23 protein-coding genes are annotated in these 23,608 nt (G+C 63.9%); 15 read left to right on the plus strand and 8 right to left on the minus strand.

The features are described 5' to 3' along the window. Positions 1-96 precede the first annotated feature (96 nt). The 4 genes from L1F31_RS14005 to L1F31_RS14020 are packed head-to-tail and all read left to right on the plus strand — an operon-like array spanning position 97 to position 4,811. Complete coding sequence (locus L1F31_RS14005; RefSeq protein ID WP_265417885.1) at positions 97-1,092, plus strand: glycosyltransferase family 2 protein; 996 nt, start codon at positions 97-99, stop codon at positions 1,090-1,092. Continuing rightward, entirely contained in the window at positions 1,089-2,537 is a 1,449-nt protein-coding gene (locus L1F31_RS14010; RefSeq protein ID WP_265417886.1) for a polysialyltransferase family glycosyltransferase, read from the plus strand. Before L1F31_RS14005 ends, L1F31_RS14010 begins: the two co-directional genes overlap by 4 nt. Next, positions 2,534-3,535 carry a hypothetical protein gene (locus L1F31_RS14015; RefSeq protein ID WP_265417887.1) on the plus strand — a complete coding sequence of 334 codons (1,002 nt, stop codon included), beginning with the start codon at positions 2,534-2,536 and terminating at the stop codon, positions 3,533-3,535. Before L1F31_RS14010 ends, L1F31_RS14015 begins: the two co-directional genes overlap by 4 nt. After that, entirely contained in the window at positions 3,522-4,811 is a 1,290-nt protein-coding gene (locus L1F31_RS14020) for a DUF6716 putative glycosyltransferase (protein ID WP_265417888.1), read from the plus strand. The genes L1F31_RS14015 and L1F31_RS14020 overlap by 14 nt, the downstream gene beginning before the upstream one ends. A 174-nt stretch (positions 4,812-4,985) precedes the next feature. On the opposite strand, the gene L1F31_RS14025 is transcribed toward L1F31_RS14020, so the two are convergent. Genes L1F31_RS14025 through L1F31_RS14035 form a run of 3 tightly spaced genes read right to left on the minus strand, consistent with a single transcriptional unit; the run spans position 4,986 to position 8,299 of the window. Next, a complete protein-coding gene (locus L1F31_RS14025; RefSeq protein ID WP_265417889.1) occupies positions 4,986-5,498 on the minus strand; it encodes a GtrA family protein in 513 nt (170 codons plus the stop codon). A 21-nt stretch (positions 5,499-5,519) separates the two neighbouring features. After that, positions 5,520-7,235, minus strand: a complete 1,716-nt coding sequence (locus tag L1F31_RS14030) for a hypothetical protein (protein ID WP_265417890.1) — start codon at positions 7,233-7,235, stop codon at positions 5,520-5,522. Continuing rightward, a complete protein-coding gene (locus L1F31_RS14035) occupies positions 7,232-8,299 on the minus strand; it encodes a glycosyltransferase (RefSeq protein WP_265417891.1) in 1,068 nt (355 codons plus the stop codon). The genes L1F31_RS14030 and L1F31_RS14035 overlap by 4 nt, the downstream gene beginning before the upstream one ends. 373 nt (positions 8,300-8,672) lie before the next feature. Here L1F31_RS14035 and L1F31_RS14040 point away from each other — a divergent pair, with 373 nt between their 5' ends. The 3 genes from L1F31_RS14040 to L1F31_RS14050 all read left to right on the plus strand — a co-directional run bounded on the left by L1F31_RS14040 (position 8,673) and on the right by L1F31_RS14050 (position 11,331). Continuing rightward, positions 8,673-9,641 (plus strand): methionine ABC transporter ATP-binding protein, encoded by a 969-nt coding sequence (locus L1F31_RS14040; RefSeq protein WP_265417892.1) that lies wholly within the window; start codon positions 8,673-8,675, stop codon positions 9,639-9,641. Further along, a complete protein-coding gene (locus L1F31_RS14045) occupies positions 9,641-10,315 on the plus strand; it encodes a methionine ABC transporter permease (protein ID WP_265417893.1) in 675 nt (224 codons plus the stop codon). Before L1F31_RS14040 ends, L1F31_RS14045 begins: the two co-directional genes overlap by 1 nt. Before the next feature lie 179 nt (positions 10,316-10,494). Beyond that, positions 10,495-11,331, plus strand: a complete 837-nt coding sequence (locus L1F31_RS14050; protein WP_265417894.1) for a MetQ/NlpA family ABC transporter substrate-binding protein — start codon at positions 10,495-10,497, stop codon at positions 11,329-11,331. An 86-nt stretch (positions 11,332-11,417) separates the two neighbouring features. On the opposite strand, the gene L1F31_RS14055 is transcribed toward L1F31_RS14050, so the two are convergent. Next, the gene (locus L1F31_RS14055) at positions 11,418-12,065 is read right to left on the minus strand and encodes an isochorismatase family protein (RefSeq protein ID WP_265417895.1); all 648 of its coding nucleotides are present in this window, start codon (positions 12,063-12,065) and stop codon (positions 11,418-11,420) included. A gap of 131 nt (positions 12,066-12,196) precedes the next feature. On the opposite strand from L1F31_RS14055, the gene L1F31_RS14060 reads away from it, so the two are divergent. The 4 genes from L1F31_RS14060 to L1F31_RS14075 all read left to right on the plus strand — a co-directional run bounded on the left by L1F31_RS14060 (position 12,197) and on the right by L1F31_RS14075 (position 15,679). Next, positions 12,197-13,240, plus strand: a complete 1,044-nt coding sequence (locus tag L1F31_RS14060) for a GlxA family transcriptional regulator (RefSeq protein ID WP_265417896.1) — start codon at positions 12,197-12,199, stop codon at positions 13,238-13,240. A gap of 224 nt (positions 13,241-13,464) precedes the next feature. Further along, positions 13,465-13,893 (plus strand): DUF6069 family protein, encoded by a 429-nt coding sequence (locus L1F31_RS14065; protein ID WP_265417897.1) that lies wholly within the window; start codon positions 13,465-13,467, stop codon positions 13,891-13,893. 20 nt (positions 13,894-13,913) lie between these two features. Then, the gene (locus tag L1F31_RS14070; RefSeq protein WP_265417898.1) at positions 13,914-15,041 is read left to right on the plus strand and encodes a sensor histidine kinase; all 1,128 of its coding nucleotides are present in this window, start codon (positions 13,914-13,916) and stop codon (positions 15,039-15,041) included. Then, complete coding sequence (locus tag L1F31_RS14075) at positions 15,038-15,679, plus strand: response regulator transcription factor (RefSeq protein WP_265417899.1); 642 nt, start codon at positions 15,038-15,040, stop codon at positions 15,677-15,679. The genes L1F31_RS14070 and L1F31_RS14075 overlap by 4 nt, the downstream gene beginning before the upstream one ends. A gap of 45 nt (positions 15,680-15,724) precedes the next feature. On the opposite strand, the gene L1F31_RS14080 is transcribed toward L1F31_RS14075, so the two are convergent. Next, a complete protein-coding gene (locus L1F31_RS14080; RefSeq protein WP_265417900.1) occupies positions 15,725-16,135 on the minus strand; it encodes a helix-turn-helix domain-containing protein in 411 nt (136 codons plus the stop codon). 155 nt (positions 16,136-16,290) lie between these two features. Between L1F31_RS14080 and L1F31_RS14085 the strand changes: the two genes are divergently transcribed. Beyond that, the gene (locus L1F31_RS14085) at positions 16,291-17,094 is read left to right on the plus strand and encodes an NAD(P)-binding domain-containing protein (RefSeq protein WP_265417901.1); all 804 of its coding nucleotides are present in this window, start codon (positions 16,291-16,293) and stop codon (positions 17,092-17,094) included. A gap of 89 nt (positions 17,095-17,183) precedes the next feature. Here the strand turns inward: L1F31_RS14085 and L1F31_RS14090 are convergent, their stop codons facing one another. The 3 genes from L1F31_RS14090 to L1F31_RS14100 form a co-directional block, all read right to left on the minus strand. Continuing rightward, the gene (locus L1F31_RS14090; RefSeq protein WP_265417902.1) at positions 17,184-19,001 is read right to left on the minus strand and encodes a formate--tetrahydrofolate ligase; all 1,818 of its coding nucleotides are present in this window, start codon (positions 18,999-19,001) and stop codon (positions 17,184-17,186) included. Between the two features lie 176 nt (positions 19,002-19,177). Beyond that, positions 19,178-20,449 (minus strand): ATP-binding protein, encoded by a 1,272-nt coding sequence (locus L1F31_RS14095; protein ID WP_265417903.1) that lies wholly within the window; start codon positions 20,447-20,449, stop codon positions 19,178-19,180. A gap of 147 nt (positions 20,450-20,596) precedes the next feature. Next, complete coding sequence (locus L1F31_RS14100; protein ID WP_265417904.1) at positions 20,597-20,959, minus strand: MerR family transcriptional regulator; 363 nt, start codon at positions 20,957-20,959, stop codon at positions 20,597-20,599. Between the two features lie 54 nt (positions 20,960-21,013). Here L1F31_RS14100 and L1F31_RS14105 point away from each other — a divergent pair, with 54 nt between their 5' ends. The 3 genes from L1F31_RS14105 to L1F31_RS14115 all read left to right on the plus strand — a co-directional run bounded on the left by L1F31_RS14105 (position 21,014) and on the right by L1F31_RS14115 (position 23,606). Next, entirely contained in the window at positions 21,014-22,000 is a 987-nt protein-coding gene (locus tag L1F31_RS14105) for an alpha/beta fold hydrolase (protein WP_265417905.1), read from the plus strand. Positions 22,001-22,025: 25 nt separating this feature from the next. After that, positions 22,026-22,778 (plus strand): class I SAM-dependent methyltransferase, encoded by a 753-nt coding sequence (locus L1F31_RS14110; RefSeq protein WP_265417906.1) that lies wholly within the window; start codon positions 22,026-22,028, stop codon positions 22,776-22,778. Between the two features lie 174 nt (positions 22,779-22,952). Further along, positions 22,953-23,606: a YdhK family protein gene (locus tag L1F31_RS14115; protein WP_265417907.1), complete on the plus strand. Its 654-nt coding sequence runs from the start codon at positions 22,953-22,955 to the stop codon at positions 23,604-23,606. Positions 23,607-23,608 lie beyond the last annotated feature (2 nt).

The raw sequence follows: 23,608 nt of genomic DNA on the forward strand, positions 1-23,608 counted from the left end.
TCGGCCGGACGTTTCTGCGCCGAGGTGGCTCTGCGCTGTCCGCGCAGCCCACGGCTTCGCATACCCGACCTTGACCATCAGATCCGGAGACTCAAAGTGACCGATTTCGACCTGAGTATCATCATTCCCGCCAAAGATGGTGCTCCCTACCTGAGCACCCTGTTTCGCTCGCTTCTGTTGCAGGGTCCCGTTTGGGACCGAACACAGCTCATCTTCGTCAACGATGGATCCAGCGACGAGACGCCGGAGCTGCTCGAGGAATTCAGCAAGTGGTTCCCGCATTTCGAGGTGCTCACCAACCCCGAGGCAACGGGTCTTGCCAATGCCCGCAACAAAGGGCTAGCCGCCGCACGCGGGGAACATATCGTCTTCCTCGACGGGGATGACTGGCTGGCTCCGGGGCATCTGCCCACGATACTCGAGGCGGCGAACCGACTTGGGGTAGATTTCATCCGCTGCGACCATACGACGGTCGAGGGGACAAAGCGGGTGCGCAAGCTTGCTCCGATGACGGTGCGCAATGTGTCCCTCGATCCGCGAGTGGGCATCCTGCCCGTCTACGAATCGACAATGGTCGACTATCCGTTTGCGTGGGCCGGCATCTTCCATCGGCGCGTCTATGACCAGGGGATTCTCGAGTTCCCTGCCGACTTCATGACGGCTGAGGATCGGTCCTGGATCTGGCGTCTGCACCTTCAGGCGGAGTCCTTTGCTGTCGTCGATGCTCCTGGGATCCTCTACCGAAGAGGCCTGGCCGGGTCACTGTCGCGCATCGTCGACGCTCGGCAGCTGGACTTCATTCGGGCGTTCGGGCAGATCTTCGATCTCGTTGCCAGCGAGCCGGACGCCGATCGGCTGTGGCCGAAGGCGATCCGGAACTGGTTAGCCATCCTCGATCATCAGATCAATCGCTTCGCCGCGTCCCCGGCGTCGCTGCGAAACCAGCTGCGGCGTGGTTCACGGACGATTTCGGCGAAGATTCCCCCCGAATATCTGCGCGAGGAGTTCGTTCTGCAGAAGCAGGGACGGCAGCTCAATGTAAGCAGCTACCTCAATGACGCACCCTCATTTGTGCTGGAGATGGTGAAGTGAAACAGATCTTTCTGGCCTCAACACTGTTCGAGCTCGTCTGCCTCGCGGCAGGGATCGACGGCGGTGACTACGATCGGCCTGCGGCTCCGGTTCTGATGGGAACCGGTGGGCTCGGCCCCGAGGACGCCCCGACCTCGACCGAGCGTATCCTTCTGGTCAGCAACAACGCCGTCGTCATGGAGCTGTCCGAGTCGTTCATCGATGCTCCGGGAGCCGCCTCGTTGGTGGAGCGGTTCGATCGGGTCGTCGATCTCAACGACGCTCTGGCACCGCTTCACGTACACCCGTCGTCGTGGCGGCCCGATCACGCCGATCTGCCGATCGTGGAGTCGTATCTGCGGAGACGGTGGGGTCTTGATGAGGCTGACGAGATCGAACTCATCATCGAATCCCCCCAGGTCAACCCCGCTATCGCCTTGGGGCGAGTGTTCTCGCGGGCGACAATACGGGTGCATGCCGATGGGCTGATGAGCTACGGTCCGACCCGCAATCAGATCCCGATGACGAATGGACAGCGCATGTCCGTGCTGCACCATCTGCCGCTCGTGCCGGGAGTCTCGCCGAGATTGCTCCACGAGTTCGATATCGTCCACCGTCCGTTGGGGGTGGAGTCCTTCACCGCCGTGGTGCACGAGCTCGGTGAGCATTCCACCGATGCGCTCGAGGGGGAGATTGGGGATGTTCTGGGCAAGTCTGCACAGGCTCGGCCGTGGGCGCTGATCGTCGGTCAGTACCTGTCAGCGCTCGGGCTCATCTCTTCCGAGGAGGAGACGCAGCTGCACATCGACATGATCGAGGCCGCAGCCGCCCGAGGCATGGAAGTCGTGGTGTTCAAACCACACCCTGCTGCTCCGCCGTCACAGACCGGTCCGCTGCTCGATGCCGCAGAGCGACTTGGGATCACCCTGCGAATGTTCGATCTGCCCATCATGGCCGAAGTGATCATCGACCGTTTGTCTCCCGACCTCATCGTCGGCGGATTCTCGACCGCGCTGATCACGGCACGCCAGATCTATCGGGTGCCAGCTCTGGCTGTGGGCACCGACCTGCTGCTCGAAGCCATCGCGCCGTATCAGAACAGCAACCGCATTCCGCTGACGATCATCTCGGAGATCTGCGACGGCAGCACCCCGGATGACGCCCCCTCGCATCCGCGGCTGCGGCGTCTGCTCGCAGCGGTCACTTACTGCATGGCACCGACGCTCTCACACGATCTGCGCGACTCGGCCACTGATTTTCTCACCGAGGTCTTCGACGAGGACAATGAATCGACCGTCCGTTTCCACCGCTATTTCAAGCGCCGTCGGCTGACCGCGCTCGCTCTGCCGGGCAGCACCTCGAAGGCGTTCGCGCCGAAGCGGATGATCAAACGCTCGGGAACGCTCGTAGTCAAAGCGGTGGCACGTAAACAGCAGCGCATCATGAAACGGATCCAGAGCCGTTGACCCCTGCAGGCAAGCGACGTCGGGCCATCGCCTTCGTCGAATCCCCACTCCAGTTCCTGTCTGCTCTCGAATCCAATGAACCGATGGAGGACCTGCTCATCCGGGCGCGGGCGAGCGCGAAGGGAATGACCTCGTTTCTTGATGCCTTCGACACGGACTGGCTGCCGAAGAACGTCCGCCTCGAACGTGAGGGCGCGAAGCCAGGGGTGCTGCGAAAGAGGAACTTCGATCGCATCTACCTCGGTGACGCCTGCTCGGGGCAGGTGCACAAGGCCTTGGCACTGGCGTATCTCGAGCGCCGCATGCCCGAGGTCGTCATCCTCGACGACGGTCTGGCCACCTATTCGGCGATTGAGATCCTCACTGCCAAACGCGGACCCCTCGTGCGTCCCCGACAGAAGCTCAAAGCGTCTCGCATGGTTATGGCCGCCCACGTCGCCGACCGCCTGCGCAGTCTAGCGACAATGGGCAAGCTGCGCTGGCACACAGCGCTTCCGGTGTCGAAGCCGCTGCGCAAGGGGTTCCTCAAGGCCGGCGGCGAGATCACCCGCCACGGCTTCGAACACCTCCAGACCCTGCCGACCGGCGGCAGCCACCCGCGGGACAATCCAGTCATCGGTTCGTCTTTGGCCGCCGACGGGCTCATCGACGCCTTCGCCTACCGGTCATGGGTCGATGACATCATCGACGCCAACGGATCGATCACCTATTACCCGCACAGGCGAGAGACCGATGAGTTCCTCGCCGACCTCGCAGGTGATGAGAGAGTTCGGATCAAAAACCTCGGCCTGCCCATCGAGCTGCGTCTGATCAATCTGCCACCGAAGTCGACGATCCGTACCCTGCCCTCGACTGCTGCGGTGTCCCTGGCCGTGCTCAACCCGGATGTCGACATCCAGGTCACTGAGATCCCCGCGAAGTGGTGGACCGGCGCCTCACCCGATAGTCTGCGAAAGTCCCTCAACGCCCAGTCGGTCAAGGCAGATGACGATTCCTGAACCAGGCGATGCCCACTACAGCGGGCCGATCTTTCCGCCGTCGCTCGCCGACGCCCCACCGCAGAGATCGGCCGGGCTCGACCCCATCCGCATCCTCTCGGTCTCCGACAGTGAGTCCTACCTCAAATGGGCGACCCAACTGCTGTCGACCCTGCCGGATGTCGAGGGTCGTGTATTCCTCATCGACAATCCGATCCTGCCGACCGACGAACAGATCGCCAGCGCTGTCGCGGGCACCGATTGGGAGCACCGTGAGGTCCCCGTCATCTCCCGCACCGACCTGGCGCAGGTCATCGCCGACCACTCCCCCGACATCGTTCTCGGGGCAGCGACCGGCCCAATCGTCGCCCAGGTCTTCCTCACCGCGCATACCCGCACCAACCGGCCGGCCCTGGTCTCGGGCCTGCCCGGAATGGGGCTGCCGGCCAGCGGCAAGGGAATGAATTATCGCCGGCTGATGGATGCGTTCATCGCCCATTCCTTCGCCGAGGTGGCCGCCTACACCGAGGCCAGCGCGCAGTCGCAGGTCCCGTGCGAGGTGATGCTGGCCCGGTTGCCGATGCTCCGTTCGCAGAGTCTTCCGCAGCTCGTGAAATCCACCACCGCCGAGGCGGTCCCCCGCACCCTGGTGTTCGCTCCGCAGGCGAAGGTCCCTGCCGAACGCCGCGACCGAGAGGCGATCATCGCGGCCCTGGCCGCTTTCGCCGACCGTCACCCGGAATCGACGGCGGTCGTCAAGATGCGCTCGCGTCCCGGTGAGTTCGAGACCCATCACGAACTGCATTCCTACTTCGACATCATCGAGGACTTCCGTGGGCGCGGTGTTCCGGGTGCAGCACGCATCGAGTTGGGCTACGGTCCGCTCAGTGACTTCCTCGCCGAGGACTCGGCCCTGGTCACCGTGTCCTCGACGGCCGCGCTAGAATCCATCGACCGAGGCGTGCCGACGCTGCTCATCTCGGACTTCGGCTTCAACACCGAGCTGCTCAATGAGGTCTTCGCCGACTCCGGCGCCACCGGGACACTCGCCGAGGTGGCGGCCGGGTCCATCGGCTTCCCTGCACCTGAGTGGCTGGCTGAGAACTACTTCCACCCCGAGGACGGCCAGCTGCGTCGCGACTTGGGACTCCTGGCCGCACGTACCAAGAGCGGTCAGCTGCCGAACCGTCGGTCAGCACTGCTCAAGCAGAAGCGGATGCTGCTGCGCGCCGAGCTGCGCACCGTCACCCCGACCCCGATCATCAGCGCCTACCGCAAGCTGCGCCACACCCGCTGACCCCGGCTCGGAGCGGCACTCCCGCCGCTGGCGCCCGGCTCCTGGCACGCAGCTAGCCGAGAATAGGTCACCAACGGATATATTCCGCGCCGGTAACTATCCGATAGCGACCTGGATTCCGGAAAAGCGTCGGAGTGAGAGGCGAAGCAAGCGCACGAGCGGAGCTCGGCAGTCTCAGCTCCGGTCGTCGGGGACTCGGCTCGGTTCGTCCATGGGCACGACCACCTCGGTGTCGGGGGATTCGTCCTTGAACACCCAGGTGCGGTAGGCGTAGAAGCGGAAGATCATCGCCAGGCCGATTCCGATGACGTTCGTCGAGATGTTGTAGGTGAGCTGGTCGCGCATATCGAGCAGGTACCAGGTCACGCCGAGCGGGATGACGGAGATGATCATGCCTACGAGGTTGACGACGACGAAGAGGACGATGCCGCGCATGTTCGAGTGCGTGGTCCGGTCCCCGTAGGTCCAGAGTTTGTTGCCCATCCACACGACGATCATGGACAGGATCGTCGAGATGATCTTCGACTTGATGGGGCTGCCCTCGAGGAGGGCGGGGATCGGACCGAGCCCATAGGCCAGCACATTGGACAGCCCGACGTCGACGATATAGCCGAGCCCGCCGACGGTGAGGAACTTGAAGGCTTCCACCGCGAGGCGCCGGAGACGGTCCGAGAATGACTCTTTCATAACTGTCACCAGTCTATGGCCCTAGGTTTCGGAGTTGCTGGATGCCGCCCTGCGCGGAGTGGCTGCCACCCGATTCGAGCCGACCTCGCTGTGGGCGGTTCCGCCCGGTCCCCGTTTCCAGGGGTGCCGCCACATCGCCACCGCGAGCACGCCGGCCGCAGTCAGTGCCAGCGCGGGCCAGAACGTGTACCGGAAATGATTGGCCGGCACGATCGGGAAGTACCCGAAGACATAACACAGCGCCGAGGCGGCCAAGGTCGTGATCTCGGGCCAGAACGTCCGTGCCCGGTTCGCCACGCGACGCGTGTCCGAGGCGATCTCTCCCGTCGGGGTGATTCCCCTTGCCGAGGCGCGGTCGTCTGACAAGGTGCTCTCGCAGGTCGATGTGTGGTCGCCTGCCGCACGTCCACGCAGGTCACCCCCGGTGCGCCGGCGAGCTCGATAGGCGAGTCCGAGCAGCACGACGGCGACGAGTGTCCAGAACCAAGGTTTGAAGAGCATCGGGAACGTCGCCAAGGCGAAGTCCTCGACATAGGGGCGGAAGATGTAGTCGGCCTTTACGCTTCCAGGGTCGAAACCGACCTTCTCGGCGTCACCGTCCCAGGTGGCTTCCCAATACTCGAGCTTCGAGGAGAAGAAGTAAGAGGAGAATACCGCGGTCCGGTACTCGATGTAGCTGACCGGATGAGTGATCACCTCGCTCAGCCACAGCTTCTTCAGTTCATCTTGGTAGGCGATCGGGCTGAATGCCCGTCCCGTGGTGCCTCTGCCGTAGCAGTTCCAGTAGGCATCCCAGGTCTCACCCTTCTCCAGACATATGTCGCGGGCCGAGCTGATATGGTCTTTGAGTTCTTGCGGCGCGTCGGACGCCTGCAGCCGGGATTCGGGCACCGAGAACATCACATCGTCGAGGAAGATCTGCGAGATCTGTCCGGTCTTCTCAACACCGACCTGTGCGTCGATGGCCGCGTCGGTGGCCTTGACTCCCCCGCCGATGAGTACGAGCACGATCAGTGACAGCACTGCGGTGAGTAGGATCGATCGGCCGTGCTTCCTCGTAGCAGAACGGGACGGCTCGCGACGGTTCCGCCACCAGCTGAGGATGCACCAGCCGCCATAGACAGCAATCGGCACGACGGCGAAGACCGCGTTCTTCCGTACGCCCACGGCGTAGACGAGAAGGACCAGGGCAGGAAGCCAGAGGATCCAGGCCCTCGGGACGAACCGGGTGATGACGATCAGCAGCGTTCCCAGCAGCAGGGCCACTGCCAGTTGCGTGTCCTTCCACAAGGTCGTCATCTGTGACACGACCCACGGTGTGGCCATCATGGCCGGACCCAAAAGCGACATCCACCGCGGAGTCCCGGTCCGGTGCAGGAGCACACCGATCAGCCATGCTGACGCAGCCAACAGCCCGACCTGCAACACCAGCAGGCTCCCGGCCTCCCCCGTGAGCTCGATCAGTCCGTGCCACACCGCGCTCATCACCGGCGGATGCCAGTCGGTGAAGGGGTGCTTCCCTGTGGCCTGCAGATACTGCTCAGCGATGTCGACGTTGACCCGTCCGGGAAAGAAGAGTCGAACGAACAGCACCGACCAGGCCAGCGTGATCGCTGCCAGCAGGATGTCCCAGGCGAGCGCGGACGACAGGATGGTACGCAGCCGCGCACTGGGTCCGGCGTTCTCAGGTTCGGCGGAGAGAAGGGGACGTGCAGCTTTCAGCCTCGGTTCGGTCATGAAGCGAAGCGGGCCCGCACCTGCTGGCTCGGCTTCACCCGTGCCGCGTCAACGTAGATCCCCGCTGTCGAAGCTGCGACCTCACCGCCGGGAGCGTTCTGCCCCGGGGTCTGCCGTTGGATCACGGGGCGGCCGGTGACGGCGGGGAGGCCGAGATACGCCAGCCGTGAGGTCTCGCGCCGGGCACGGCGCAGTCCGTCCAAGGTCAGTCCGACGCTGCCGAGGAGGAACGCCAGTCCCATGAGCGCGGCGGCGAGGATCGCCGTGGGGAACCTGGGCACGAGTCCGGTCTGCCAGAACTCCCACACGACGGGAATTCCGAACACCAGGGACAGCGCCGCAAGCACGACGGTGAGGGTGCCGTAGAACAGCCGCGGGCGCTCGTGCCGGACGAGGGCGGAGATGAGCCCGAGGATGCGGAACCCGTCTTTGAAGGTCGAGAGCTTCGACTCGCTTCCGTCGGGTCGGTCACGGAAGTCCACGGCCACCTCGGTGGTGGGAAGACGCAGGGACATCGTGTGCACGGTCAGCTCGGTCTCGATCTCGAACCGGCGGCTGATCGCGGGGAACGACTTGACGAAGCGGCGGGAGAACACGCGGTAGCCGGAGAGCATGTCGGAGACCAGCGAACCGAAGAGCCACCCGGTCAGCCGGTTGAACATCTTGTTCCCGGCTTCGTGGCCGGGTCGGTAGGACGTCGTCTCCTGATTGTCCTGCCGCACCCCGAGCACATGGTCAAACGGGCCGGAGATGAGGGTATCGATCATCTCGGGCAGGTGAGCGGCCTCGTAGGTGTCGTCGCCGTCGATCATCACGTAGATGTCGGCATCGATGTCGGCGAAGGCCCGACGCACGACGTTGCCCTTGCCCGGCACATTCTCCTTGCGCACGATGGCCCCGGCCTCCGCGGCGCGCTGGGAGGTGCGATCGCTCGAGCAGTTGTCATAGACGTAGACCGTGATTCCCGGCACTGCGGCCTTGAGGTCGCCGACGACCTTCGCGACGGTGATCTCCTCATTGTGGCAAGGAACGATCGCTGCGATCCTCGTCGTCTGCTCGTGCATTCACCGGTCCCCTCGTGGAGCTCAACCGCTTGCCCGATACTCCGGACAGGCGTACCTGTCGATCATTCACAGGTACGCCCCGGACATGGACATGGGGTTACGACGAAGAGAATTGCGTCGAGATTCTGCGTCGATTTCCGACTCTGTTCACCGACTCGTCATCTCGGCCGTCGAGGAGGTCAGACGGGCCTGCGCGGTGAGTTCTCGATCACGATCGCCCAGTTATGCGTCCTTTTATGACATCTGCCTGTGAGGATCATGCGATTCCTTGGCATCCTGAATCGTCGGCCTTACTGGACCGTAAGTCGGCCTTCCCCAATCTTCGCCGTCCACCACCGTGCGCGGCATCCGTCAACCACACGAGGAGGCGCCTGTGATCGAACTGCGCGCACTGCGAAAGGTGTTCGGAGACACCGTCGCCCTGGAGGAGATCGACCTCTCGGTCCCTGCCGGAGAGATCCACGGCATCGTCGGCCGGTCCGGAGCCGGCAAGTCCACGCTCATCCGCTGCCTGACCGGACTCGAATCCCCCACCTCGGGGACGGTGTCCATCGACGGAGTCGACCTCACCGGTCAGTCCGGGTCCGGGCTGCGCGAAGCCCGCCGCAGCATCGGCATGGTCTTCCAGCACGTCAACCTCCTCGACTCCCGCACGGCCTTGAATAACGTCGCCCACCCCCTGCAGATCGCCGGTGTGGGCAAGGCGGAACGGCTGGACAAGGCGCGCGAGCTGCTTGAGATCGTCGGCCTCGGCGACCGCGTCGACAACTATCCCGCTCAGCTCTCGGGCGGACAGAAGCAGCGCGTGGGCATTGCCCGAGCACTGGCCGCAGAGCCGAAGGTGCTGCTCTGCGATGAGCCCACCTCGGCGCTCGATGCCTCGACCACGGACCAGATCCTCGGTCTCATCCGCTCCCTGCGTGACCGCTTGGGCATCACCGTCCTCATCATCACCCACGAGATGTCCGTCGTCCGCGAGATCTGTGATTCCGTGACGCTGCTGGCCGACGGCCGGGTGGCGAAGACCGGACGCCTCGCCGAGGTGATCGCCGAACCCGGATCGGCGCTGGCCAAGGACCTCGTCCCCCTCCCGCCGGTCAGCATCGACGATTCGGCGAACCGCCTCGTCGAGGTGTCCCTGGCCGGCACCGACCTGCCCACCGTGCTCACCACCGCGCAGAAGGCGGGAGTGAGCGCCGAGGCGATCCTCGCCGGAGCCGTCGAGACGATCGAGGGCCGCCAGATCGGCCGCCTGCGTTTCACCGTGGACTCGGCAGACGAAGCTCAGGGGCTCATCACGGCGCTGAAAGCCGATGGAATCTATGCGGAGGAGGCTGCCTGATGAACGATCCCATGTGGTTCGACAATCCCGCGATCACCGATCAGATGTGGCCCGCGACCATCGAGACCCTGCTCATGACCGCCTGGTCGACCGGCCTGGCGGTCCTCGTCGGCCTGCCTCTGGGCATCTGGCTGTTCACTGCGTCGAAGGGCGGACTGAACTCGAACCAGTTCGTCTACCGGGTGCTGTCCTTCATCGTCGACATCACCCGTTCGATCCCCTTCATCATCCTCATCATCGCCCTCATCCCGTTTGCCCGATTCGTCGTCGGTTCGGCTCTGGGCTGGCAGGCGACCGTGGTCTCGCTGACCATCGGCGCGATCCCCTTCTACGCCCGCCTCGTCGAGAACTCTCTGCGCGAGGTTTCCGACGGCAAGGTCGAAGCGGCCCTGATGATGGGGGCTTCGAACGGACAGGTCGTCCGCCAGGTCTACGTGCCCGAGGCCAAGCCCGGTCTCATCGGGGCCGCCACAGTCACCTCGGTGACCTTGGTGTCCTACACGGCCATGGCCGGTGCCGTCGGCGGCGGCGGCCTCGGTGCGCTCGCGATCTCCTACGGCTATCAGCGCTACCAGGCGGACACGATGATCGCGTGCATCATCGTCCTCGTCCTCATCGTCACACTCATCCAATTCATCGGCGATCGCCTGGCCCGCGCGGTCGATCACCGGTGAGCCGCCTCGGTGAGGGCCGATCACATCCGGCTCTGCTGCGGAATTCCGAGTTACGACGGAACTCCAGGTTAAGTGGGGACAGAATGTCCGAATCGGCGACGAATCCGGCAATCTGAACCCACTTAACGGCACCACTACCCACCTCATTACACGGCACACAGCACACATCTAGGAGAACCATGAAGACGAAACTCATTGCGATCGCGGCCAGCGCGACTCTGCTGCTCTCGGGCTGCGGGCTCGTCGGCGGCGGCACCGATTCTGTCGGTGAGAAGGACGGCGACATCACGAAGCTCACCGTGGGTGCGACCCCGGTGCCGCAGGGCGACATCCTCAAGTACGTGGATGAGAACCTCGCCGAGGATGCCGGCCTCGACATCGAGGTCACCGAGTACACGGACTACACCCTGCCGAACAAGGCGCTCAACGACGGCGACATCGACGCGAACTACTTCCAGCACAAGCCGTACCTCGACTCAGAGGTCGAAGGCCAGGGCTACGAGATCACCGGCTTCGAGCCCATCAACCTCGAACCCTTCGCGCTGTTCTCGAAGGACATCAAGGACGTCAAGGACATCCCGAAGAACGCGAAGATCGGCATCAACAACGACCCGTCGAACCAGGGCCGTGCGCTGAAGATGCTCGAAGAGGCGAAGCTCATCACCCTCAAGGACGGAGTCGACGCGGTCGACGCGAAGCTCTCCGACGTCGAAGACAACCCGAAGAACGTGAAGTTCGTCGAGGCTGACGCGGCTCAGCTGGCCCGTACCCTCGAAGACGTCGACGCCTCGGTGATCAACGGAAACAACGCCCTGGAAGCCGGACTGAACCCGGCCAAGGACGGCATCCTGCTCGAGAAGGCCGACGGCAACCCCTACGGAAACTTCCTCGCCGTGCGCACCGCGAACAAGGATGACGAGAACATCAAGAAGCTCGACGAGCTGCTCCACTCCCCCGAAGTGAAGAAGTTCATCGAGAAGAAGTGGGCAGACGGCTCGGTCCTCCCCAGCTTCTGACCCCTCTTACTACCCGACGGCGCCCCAGCAACCTCGCGCGAGGTTGCTGGGGCGCCGTCACGTAGTTCGGGGAGGAATCGGGCGACTCAGGCCACGTTGCGTGCCGCTTCCTGGGCACCGGCGACCGCCGAGCTTCCCAGGTCGCTCTTCGGCAGCGCCTCGCCGGCACCGAGCGCGGCAGTCCAGTCCTGAGTTGTCGCCACCGCCGCAAAGTTCGAGTTGAGCACGGTCATCAGCGTCGAATGCACAGTCTCCGCGTCGGCGAACCCGGCATCATTGGAGATGTTGATCGCGCCGGTCGCATCCCGGAGAACCTCGGTGGTGAATCCGAGCCCTTCGCCTTCGACCGCCGAGGCGAGAATGCAGTTGTTCGTCATAAAGCCGACCAGGGTCACGGTGTCGACATTCTGTTCGCGCAGCCACTGCGCCACATCGGTATCGGCGTACACCGATCCGAACTGCTTGACCACGCTCTTCCAGCTGTCCTGGCGGCGTTCCTTGATCTCGGGGCGGACGTCGAATCCGGAGCTGTCCGGGTTGAACACCGGAGCCCCGCTGCCCGACGTGTGCTGAACCATGATGACGGGGACGTCGGCCGCAGCGGCAGCGTCGATGGCCTCGGTGATCTTGGCCAGAGAATCCTCACGGTTCGGGTACTGAATCACCAAGGGGCTGTCTTCGAAATAGTCCTGCTGGACGTCGACGAGGACGAGGGCACGCTGTGGAACGGTCATTGTCATTCTCCTGTTTGTCGGCAACCGAACAGCCGCACCGATCTGCGACTCATTCCACCATCGCCGAGGATGTTCATCCCTACCAGTGGCAGAATGACCTATTACCGATGATTTTCCGCCAAAATCATAAGGTGGCAGAGATCGTCATCCGCGATCGTGCCGCCTTCGGTGGCATAGCGGCGAGCATGGATAGGGAGGGACAGAGGAACATGTCCGAGAAGTCCGCGGTCAAGATCGCCATCTTCGCGTTCGACGGCATCACGATGTTCCACCTCTCGGTCCCGCAGATGGTCTTCGACGAAGTGGCACGTCTGGGCCTCGCCGATTGGGAGACTGCCGTGTTCTCCGGCGACGGTTCGCCGGTGCGCACCGCTGAAGGCTACGAGATCAGCGGGATTGCGGGTCCGCAGACGGCTTCGGACGCAGACATCGTCGTCATCCCCTCCTGGCATCGCGATGGTCGCCCGGCGGGCGCGGAGCTGCGACAGCTGCTCGTCAGCGAGCATGCGCGCGGAACAACGGTCGCGGGACTGTGCCTCGGCACGTTTCCGATCGCCGATGCGGGGCTCCTCACCGGTCGACGCGTCGTCACCCACTGGCGGGCCTTCGAGCTCCTCGCCGAACGTCACGCTGATCTGTGCGTCGATGAGTCGGTCCTCTACATCGACGACGACGATGTCTTCACCTCGGCCGGCACGGCCTCTGGGCTGGATGCCTGCCTCCACCTCGTCCGGGCCAGGCTCGGGGCGGCCGCAGCGAATCAGGTCGCCCGCAACCTCGTCATCGCGCCGCACCGAGACGGCGGGCAGGCTCAGTACATTCAGCGCCCGCTGCCCACGCGCACTGAGGACGACCCCATCGCGAAGATCCTCGCGTGGGCGCTCAACCGCCTCGGCGAAGATCTTTCCGTCGAACGGCTTGCCCGGGAGGCGCACATGATCTCCCGCTCCTTCGTCCGTCTGTTCAAGAGCTCCACGGGCACCACCCCTGCCGCCTGGGTTCGATACCGGCGCCTCGACGAGGCCCGCCGACTGCTCGAATCGACGGACCGTTCGATCGATCGGATCGCCGCCGACTGCGGGTTCGGCAGCGCGACTACGTTCCGCCAGAACTTCGCCGAGGCGTTCCGGACCACCCCAACGGACTATCGCCGGCAATTCGCTGCGAAGAGATGACGCAGGACGTTTGTCACTTTGCATTCGGGATCGCGCTCCCTACCCCGTCTTTTCGCTCCTCCGTAGCGTCATAGGTGTCAGAGAACACCGATAACAACAGCGAGGAGGCGGTCACGATGAACCGTCGCAGCAACCACAGATCAGCGCCCCCAGCATCGGGCCGATCGGACCATTCCAACCAGACGGCCCAGACGACTCACTCCAACCAAACGACCCAGCGTTCTTTGGCTTCCGCCGCCGTCGTCATCCTCACGGCAGTCTTCGCAGCCTTGGCCGTGTGGGTGATCACCGTTCCGATCGCCGGAGTCACGCTGACTGCCAGCGGTAGGTCCGTCTCACCTGCAGCCGTCGCGCTCGTATCCCTCGGCAGCGGTTGCGCAGCCAGTATCTCCTATCTCATCGCTCGACGTTTCCGCAGCGGACCGGTGATCTGGACGGTCCTCGGCTGCATCGTTCTCGTCCTGTCGATGACTGGTCCTCTGCTGTCGGGGGCCACGGGTTCGGTCTTGGTCGTACTGGAAGTGATGCACGTACTCGTCGGAGGCACAATGATGCTCGGGCTCCTGCTCTTCGTCCCGCGCAGGATGCGCCGCGCCCCCGACCGAGGCTCCGCAGCTTCGGTTTCGGCCCCGTCGACGGCAGTGTCCGAGTAATGTACGAGACGGAGGCGACAATGATGAAGCAATCCATCTCACCCGACTGCGACGATGGAGTCACGCGGTGGGTCGCCCGAACCCGCGGACCTGGGTTCGCGCTGATCTGGCTGCCGGTCCTCATGCTGTCCCCGATCCTGTCGGCCATCCTCGACGGCGAGCCCGTGACACTGACGATCCATCTGGCGATCGCTGCGCTCTATGTCGTCACGATCCTCGTTGCGCACAGAAATCTGCCGCAGCGGGTGGGAGAGCTCTGCACGATCGGGCTCATGGCCCTCGTCGTCATCCAGTTCATCGTGTCTCCCGGAGGTCAGGGGTTCCTCTATCCCCTGCTGGCCATTGCGGCGGCGACGGCGATCCGGCTCCGCGCGGCACTCGGAATCGTGATCGGCCTGGCCATCAGCGGCTCCTTCGCCGAGGGGTTCGCCACGATGTCACTCAGCAACGCGCTGCAGTTCGGCTTCGCCACCGTCATGGCCGGGGCCAGCACGTACCTGATCCGCTGCCTCACCGGCACGGTCGATGACCTGCGCGCCACACGTCGTCGCTTGGCCGGGCTCGCGGTGGTCGAGGAACGTCAGCGGTTCTCGAGAGATCTCCACGATCTGCTCGGTCACACGCTCTCGGTGATCGTGGTCAAGGCCGAGGCCATCCGTCGATTCGCCGACAGTGATTCCGCTGTTGGCATCAAGCATGCGCAGGAGATCGAAGACATCGGACGCACGGCCTTGGCCGATGTTCGGCAGGCGGTCGCCGGGTACCGTGAGATGCGCTTCGCCGACGAGCTGTCGCACGCAGTCGAGGTACTCGATGACGCCGGGATCGAGGTCAGCACGACGACTCCGCTGCCGGACCTCGATAACCCGACCGACACTCTCTTCGCGTGGGCTGTCCGAGAAGGAACGACAAATATCCTCCGTCATGCCCACGCGTCCCGGTGCACAATGAAAGTCACCGTCACCGAGGCGGTTGCGACATTCGAAATCACCGACGATGGCCGTGGAGCGAGCACCAAATCGGCAGGCTCGGGACTGCTCGGGGTGCGAGAGAGGGCAGAACGTCTGGGCGGTCACACGCACATCCGGTCGGGTCCGAATGGCTTCACCCTGACCGTTCACGCCCCGATCTCAGGAGCACCGCAATGATCAGGATCGCCGTCGTCGAAGACCAGACTCTCATGCGCTCGGCTCTCATCAGCCTCCTCGATCTCGAAGACGACATCACCGTTGTCGGTGAGGCAGGACGCGGTGACGAAGTCGTCGAATTGGTCCGCGAACTCAGGCCGGATGTGATTCTCCTCGATATCGAGCTGCCGGGCATGAGTGGGCTCGAAGCGCTCGAGGAGCTGAGCCGGTCGGCAGACGGAACCACCTCCAACGGAAACATCGCTGACTCAACTGATCCTGCCGTCATCATCGTCACGACCTTCGGCCGAGCCGGCTACCTGCGACGAGCCATGGACGCAGGGGCCAGGGGATTCCTCGTCAAGGACGATCCGGTCGAGACCCTCGCCGAGTCGATCCGGCGGGTCGCACAAGGGGAAACGGTCATCGATCCCCTGCTGGCGGCTCAGGCGCTCAGCTCCGGTGAGAACCCGCTTTCGGAGCGCGAAGCTCAGGTCCTCATCGCCTCGGACGACGGCACTCCGATTGCCGATGCGGCGGAGACGCTGCATCTGTCCCCGAGCACTGTCCGCAATTATCTGTCGAGCGCGATCGGCAAGCTCGGAGCCCGCAATCGCGCCGAAGCTCTGAGAAACGCCCGCCGAGAAGGCTGGATCTGACACAGGCTAGAACGCACGCATCAAGGACGACTGCAAGCGGGCCATTCACCGAGTCTGAATGATCTCATCAGGCGGAGTATTCTCATCGATCTCCGCGGCGAATTCTCTGATCACCGTTCTTCTCCGCGCTGAGCTTGTCGATTGATATCGAGCCAGTTCATCTGCAGGAATACGACGGTGAAGGCCTCCACCTTGCGTCGTGATCTCACCTCGCTCGATCAACCTGACGACAGTCATTCGACTTACCCCGAGCAAGTCCGCCGCCTGTTGCGTGGAGACCAATTTGTTCGACGGCAACACAACAACGTCTGAACTCGATTCCAGCACGTCGACCAACCTGAGAAACGCATTGTGGGCAACGACCGACGCTGCGGACGAGTCTTGCAACTCGGCGAACATCTCGTCGATCGCCGCTCTCAACTCATCGGCCTTCTCGTGTGCGATTGCCTCAGCCATACTCTCCAATGTACCCAAAACGCTCAAAACGCACAGCACCAATTTGGTCCGAAGTGATTCGCCACTGAGTCTGCAGACCTTCTGCCCTCCCGCACGCGCCAATGACATAATCCGAATAAGCGAATGAATCAACCACGCCACTCAAGGAGGAGCACATGACCAGCATCGGTTTCATCGGGGTCGGAGAGATCGCCTCGGCGATGGTTGAAGGTCTCGCCCGCAGCGAGGCAGGCACCGCCGAGCAGAGCGCCTCCCAAGTGGGCGACCTCCAGTTCTTCCTCTCCCCTCGCAACGCCGACCGTGCGAAGAACCTCGCCGAATCCATCGAATCCGCCACGGTCTGTGAAAGCAACCAGGATGTCGTCGACCGCAGCGACCTCATCGTCCTCGCAGTCCTCCCCCAGCAGGCGGCTGACGTCCTCGACGAACTGAGCGTTCGATCCGAGAAGACCCTGGTCTGCGCCGTCGCCGGGGTCTCCACGGACGTCCTCAACGACCATCTGCCGCATTCCCCGACGACCGTGCGGATCATTCCGCTGCCCGCGGTCCGCGAGCGCAAGGGCGTCACCGCCATGTACCCGGCCAACGACACAGTCGAGGCATTGTTGGGCCACCTCGGCGGGTCTGTGACTGCGGCGGACGAGACGATGTTCTCCACGCTCTCGGCGGTGACGGCGACGATGTCGACGCATTTCGCGTTCCTGCAGACAATCACCGCATGGCTGGTCGACCGCGGTTGGGATCAGGCCGACGCGGATCACTTCATCCGCGGCCAGTTCGTCGGTCTCGGCACCACCCTCGCCGAGACGACCGACCCCATCAACGACCTCGTCGCCGCCCACGAAACCCCGGGCGGTCTCAACGAGATGGTCAACCGCGAGTGGATGAACGAGACCAACCGCGCCGACCTCGCCGCAACCCTCGACCGTGTCTTCAACCGCGTCACCGGCTCAGACTGACCCCAGTTACTACGTGACGGCGCCCCAGCAACCCGGCGCAGGGTTGCTGGGGCGCCGTCAGGTAGTAAGGGCGGGACAGCTCCGCATTGTCAGAAGAGGCCGGTGATGTTTCCGTCCTCGGTGATGTCGATCCTCAGTGCCGAAGGTTCCTTCGGCAGGCCGGGCATTGTCATGATGTCGCCGGCAATGACGACGACGAACCCGGCACCAGCCGACAGGCGCACATCCTTGACCTCGATGATGTGACCGGTCGGGGCCCCGCGCAGGGTCGCGTCCGTGGACAGCGAGTACTGGGTCTTCGCGATGCACACGGGCGCATCTCCATACCCTTCCTCGGTGAATTGCTTGAGCTTCCGCTTGACCTTGACCGGAAGGTCGACGTCCGCCGCCTGGTAGATCCGCTGCGCAATTGTGCGGATCTTGTCCTCCAGAGGCAGATCGAGCTCGTAGCTGTACCGCGCACGCGTAGTCGGATCGACGGCAGGAGCTTCGGCATCCCCCGAGGCGGTGCCGGCGACGAAGACCGAACCATCGTCGACGGCCGGTCCAGCCGTACCATCACTGCGTCCAGCACCAGCGCCGCCGCTGCCCGAGACCCCACCGGCGGCCTCGACGACCGCTTCGGCCAGGTCCAGCGCACCTTTTCCGCCATCGGCCCAATGCGTCGACTCGACGGCGGCAACCCCCAGCCCGTCGAGGTGGGAGATCGCCGCGGCCATCTCCTCGTCGGTGTCTGTGGGGAATCGGTTGAAGCACACGACCGGGGTCAGCCCGTAGATCTCGCGCAGGTTCTTGCAGTGCAGCTCGAGGTTGCTCATCCCCTCCAGAACCGCTGACACATCGGTAGAGTTCACGTCCTTCACGTCGACTCCGCCGTGGTACTTCAGCGCCCGCAGCGTTGCGACGACGACCACGGCCGAGGGCCAGATCCCAGCGGTCCGGCACTTGATGTCGAGGAACTTCTCGGCACCGAGGTCGGCGCCGAAGCCCGCTTCCGTGACGACCCAGTCGCCCAGCGCCAGTCCCGCCTTCGTCGCGAGCAGGCTGTTGCAGCCGTGGGCGATGTTGGCGAAGGGACCGCCGTGGATGAATGCCGGCGAATGCTCGAGCGTCTGCACGAGGTTCGGCGCCAAGGCGTTGCGCAGCAGCGCGGTCATCGCTCCGGCGGCGCCGATATCGTTAACGGTGATCGGCTCCCTCGAACGGCTGTGCGCGAGCACGATCCGCCCCAGCCGCTCCTTGAGGTCAGCCAACGAGGTGGCCAGGCAGAATACGGCCATGACCTCGCTGGCGACGACGATGTCGAAGGCGTCTTCGCGGGGCACTCCCCCGTTGATGCCGCCGAGTCCGACGACGACCCCGCGCAGCGCTCGGTCGTTGAGGTCGACGACACGGCGGATGTGGATGCGGCGCGGGTCGACGTCGAGATCGTTGCCGAAGTGAATGTGGTTATCGAGCATCGTCGCGGCGAGGTTGTTCGCCGCCGCGATGGCCGCGAAGTCCCCGGTGAAGTGGAGGTTGATGTCCTCCATCGGCACGACCTGGGCGTAACCGCCGCCGGCCGCGCCGCCTTTCATCCCGAAGACCGGGCCCATGCTCGGCTCGCGCAGCGCCAGCACTGCCTTACCGACCTCGGGGTTCGAGCGGGCGAGTTCGTTGAGACCGTCGGCCAGGCCGATGCTCGTCGTGGTCTTGCCCTCGCCTGCCGGGGTCGGGCTCATGGCAGTGACGAGGATGAGTCGGCCGTCGGTGGCGTCCGCGGACGCCTTGTCGAGGACGTCGATGGGCACCTTCGCCTTCGTCCATCCGTGGGGAATGATGTCCTGCGCGTCGAGTCCCAGCCCAGCGGCGATGTCGACGATGGGATCGAGCTCGGCGCTGAGCGCAATATCCATATCTGTGGTCATAAGGCCATCATGCCGCTTCGACCGGGTTTTGTGACCACCCCCGAACAGAGAATTCGCGCAATGTGCGCTGAGTTCCGGCCACCTCATCATTCCCCTCGCCGAGGCGGCCCACCGTCCCGTGGCCGACTGAACGTTGCGCGATGCTCCTAAGAGAATGATCAGAGTTGACTCGTTGGCTAGGGTCCAAGCAACGCCAACGGAATCACCGCGACTCCGTCGGGACGACGATAGGCTGCCTCACCGGTAGTCACGACCACCTTGTTGACCAACCGGTCCCCGATCTGTTCCCCTAGCCAATTGAGATGTCGCACGTCGGAGTCGCGGACCGTTGCAGCAAGCTTGACCTCGATGGCAACAACGCGTCGATCCTCACCTTCGACGATGATGTCGATTTCGCGCTCAGTGTCCCTCGTTCTCAGGTGGCCCACGTGTGCTTCAACTGCTTCCGCATAGACTCGCACACTCTGCGTCGCCAGCGACTCGAACAGTGCACCAAGCCATGTGCCCGTCGTGGCAGCTACTCTTTGCCCGTCTCCTTTGAGCAGTCCACTGTGGCCGATTCCGCTCATTCGGGCGGCGATCGCTGGATCAACCAGGTGATGTTTCGGAGTCTTTGTGAGTCGCTTGAGCGGGTTGAGAGCCGGGATCCACGCCGGCAGCGGGTCGAGAATGAATAGCCGTTGCAGGTGCTCCCGATACGATTGAACTGTATTTCTCGCAGGTTTGTCGGCCTCTCCTGCAGCTGCCGAGTCAAGGATCTGGGTGAAATTCGCATTCGTCGACGTTGCGGCACCGTAGGCCGACAGCCACGACCTCAGCGCGTCAGGTCTCTTGACCTCGATTCCATTGTCTGGGAGTTCCTTTTCGACGATACGTGAGACATAACTGTCCAACTGAGGACGGCGGGCTCGGGAGGGCAGTTGTCTGATACCTGGAAATCCTGAAGCGAGTATCTCTTCGGTGTACTGAGACAGCCGGATCGGCGATTCGCCGCCAATTGCAAGCTCTCCATCCTGCAAAAGATCCGACAGCGAAACGCTAGGTTCGCAAATCTCACGCTCCGCCAACGACAGCGGGCGCATGGTCATTGTGACGATGCGACCTGCGCCTGAATGGATCCTCGCATTCGGCGTTACACCTGCCGACCCAGCAAGCAGAAATTGACCGCCTCGAGCGTCATCGTCAACTGCGGTTCGAACTCGGTCCCAGACCTCCGGCACAAGTTGCCATTCGTCGATCAGCACCGGTGCCGGGACATCAATGATGTGGTCATAGTTCGCCTGTACGACCTCTCGCTGAGCGGGCCGGTTCAGCGACAGAACGGATCGCACTCGCTGTGTCGCCGTCGCCGTTTTGCCGACGCCCTTAGCCCCCTCCAGAGCGATCGCCGACAAGGGAGGAAAGACCTCATCAAGGACGGAGTCAATGATTCGCCTGGTGTACGACATGAGTTCAATCTACCACCATCTTGATCCCAATTGAGCATTTTGCGGTACATCAATTGAGCAAATCGCGGTGCTCCTATTGAGCATTTCGCGGTGTTCCCATTGAGCATTTCGCGGGTATTTCATAAAGTATTCCGCGGCCCTCCCATCTCACCCCGCATACTCCGAGCACTCCGGGCACCGGGTCATGAGATCGTGCCGGCATTCGCGAACGTGGAGAAGGAACTTCTCCGCAGAATCGAGCGAGGTCCGCTGCGCTCGGATCGCCGACAGCCGGGCCGCAATCACCGCAGCGCGGCCTTCCTCACCGCGGTGGAGGACCGCACGGATCTCGGCGAGGCTCATGCCCACGCCCTGACAGGAACGCACGATCCGGCACCGGCTCAGCTGCTCGTCCGAATAGTCACGGTGCCCGCTCGGCGCCCGCCCCGGAACGACGACGCCCTCGTCCTCCCAATGCCTGAGCGCATGCGCGGCGACGCCGATCTGTGCCGCAGCCTCTCCGATCTTCATAGATCCATAGTGACACGTTGACTTAAGGTCAACCTGAAGTTCTACTGTCGATCCATGACAGACAGCGACATCCGCACCAGAACCGACCGCATCACCTTCAGCGACGGCGCCGAGGCGGTCACCACGACCATCGAACCGACCGGCACCGACAACCGGCAGTGCCGCCTCGGCGAGGTCATCATCTGCCATGGAACCCCGTGGTCATCGCGGATGTGGCTGCCGCTCGCCCGCGAGATCGCGCGGCACCATCGCGTCCGCCTGTGGGACATGCCCGGTTATGGTGAGTCGATTCCCGGAGCTCGGACCACATGGCCATCGGGCGATGAGGACCACACGAACGAGCAGTCGGTGACTCCACTCACCGAGGCGGCCCCCGCCCTTGATCTCATCACCCAACGTCGCCGTCTGGCCGAGCTCATCGAGTACTGGGAAGTATCGAATCCGCACGTCATCGCTCACGATATCGGCGGGGCCGTGGCTCTCGGCGCGCACCTGTTGGAGGAATGCGATTTCGCATCGCTGTTTCTGCTCGACGTCGTCACCCTCGATCCGTGGGGTTCACCGTTCTTCCGTCTCGTGGCCGAAAACGAAGCGGTCTTCGCCGCCCTTCCGTCTCCGCTCCATGGCGCGCTGGTCCGCGAATACATTGCGGGTGCCAGCGGCCCTGGAGATCCCGCCGATGCGACCGATCTCGGCGGCCCGCTTCGGCCCGCCGACCGAAATCTCAGCGATGCTCACCTCACCGAACTCACCACCCCGTGGTGCACCGAGGCCGGTCAACCTGCGTTCTACCGACAGATCGCCGCTTTGAGCCCTGCACACACGGCACCGATCGTCGACCGCCTCGGCGAGGTGCGCTGCCCGGTGCGCATCGGTTGGGGTGAGGACGATCCGTGGATCCCTGTCGAGCAAACCGACCGCTTGGCTCGAGCACTCCCAGGAGAACCCGAAGTGACCCGCTTCCCGCGCTCCGCGCATCTCGTCCCGCTTGAAGCTCCGCAGGATCTCCTCGCCGAGGTGACCGCCTGGCTCGACGGGTGAGAGCCGTGTGCGAGATTATGGCACCATGCGCACTTTCGACGAGCTCGTCACCGAGGCACAGTCCGCCGACGTCACCGGGTGGGGGTTCGACTGGCTGGACGGACGTGCCACCGAAGAGCGACCGCTGTGGCGGTACTCCGCGCTGCTGGCCAGGCGACTGTCGACGGCGACCGCTGCCCTGGACATCGACACCGGCGGTGGCGAAGTGGTCGACGAGGCTCCCGTGCTGCCCCCGCGCATGACGGTGTCCGAGGCGCACCGACCCAATGTCGCCGTGGCCCGTTATCGGCTCGGCCCGCGGGGAGTCGACGTCGTCGAGGCCGACGCCCGACATCTGCCATTCGCCAACGGCAGCTTCGACCTCGTCAGCTCGCGCCATCCCGTGAGCCCCGCGTGGTCGGAGATCGCCCGCGTGCTCGTTCCCGGAGGTACTTATGTGGCCCAGCACGTCGGTCCGGCCTCGGCGTTCGAGCTCATCGAGTTCTTCCTCGGACCGCAGCCCGAGAATCGCCGGGCACGTCATCCGGACACCGAAACTGCTGCCGCCGAGGCGGCCGGGCTCGACGTCGATACCGTGCAGACCGCGCGGTGTCGCATGGAGTTCTTCGACATCGGTGCGATCGTGTGGATCCTGCGCAAGTGCCCGTGGTGGGTGCCCGGTTTCGCCGTCGCAGACTACCTGCCTCAGCTGCGGGAACTCGACACTCAGATGCGCCGGGGTGAGCCCTTCGTCGCCCACTCGACGCGGCACCTCATCATCGCCTCGAAGCGCCGCTGACTCAGCGGAGGTCGATGACGGCGTCGACTTCGCCGACGGTCGTCCGCGCATCCGAGAGCGAGACTTCCGCCGACCCCCTGCCTTCGGAATACCCTGCGGGGGTATATCGTTGCCATTGCGGACCCGCCGAAGAGGCGACCGCAGGAAACGAATGCCAACACCAGGAGGTCTCCCATGAAGAAGTCCGCTCAGATGATGCGGCTCACCGCCGTCGCCGCGGCGATCGGGCTCGCCCTCGCCGGCTGCTCGGCCCCGAACGACGAGGCTCAGGAGTCCGGCGGCATGACAACCGAGACTGCCGCCAGCGAATCAGCCCACGACGGCGACAGGTCCGATCGCGCCGGTATGAAGCACGAGGACAGCGGGTCCGATGAGGAATCCGGCGGCCACGAAGGAATGAACAACATGGACGGAGGTGCCCCGCCGAAGGGCATCGAGAAGGCCGCGGACCCGAAGTTCGAGATCGGCGACGACGTGGTTCTCACCGCCGACCACATGCCGGGGATGAAGAACGCCCCTGCGAAGGTCACTGGTGCCTTCGACACCACGGCCTACGAGATCAGCTACACCCCCACCGATGGCGGCGAACCCGTGAAGAACCACAAGTGGGTCGTTCACGAGGAGCTCGAGAACCCGGGCCAGGCGCCGCTGAAGGAGGGCACCGAGATCACCGTCAATGCCGATCACATGCCCGGATTGAAGGGCGCGAAGGCCACCATCGACTCGTCGACCGACGAGACCGTCTACATGGTCGACGTCAACGGCAAGGACATGTCGATGACCAACCATAAGTGGATGGTCGAAAGCGAGATGAAACCCGCGAAGTAGCC

It is taken from the genome of Brevibacterium spongiae (assembly GCF_026168515.1).
In the GTDB taxonomy this organism is placed as follows: domain Bacteria; phylum Actinomycetota; class Actinomycetes; order Actinomycetales; family Brevibacteriaceae; genus Brevibacterium; species Brevibacterium spongiae.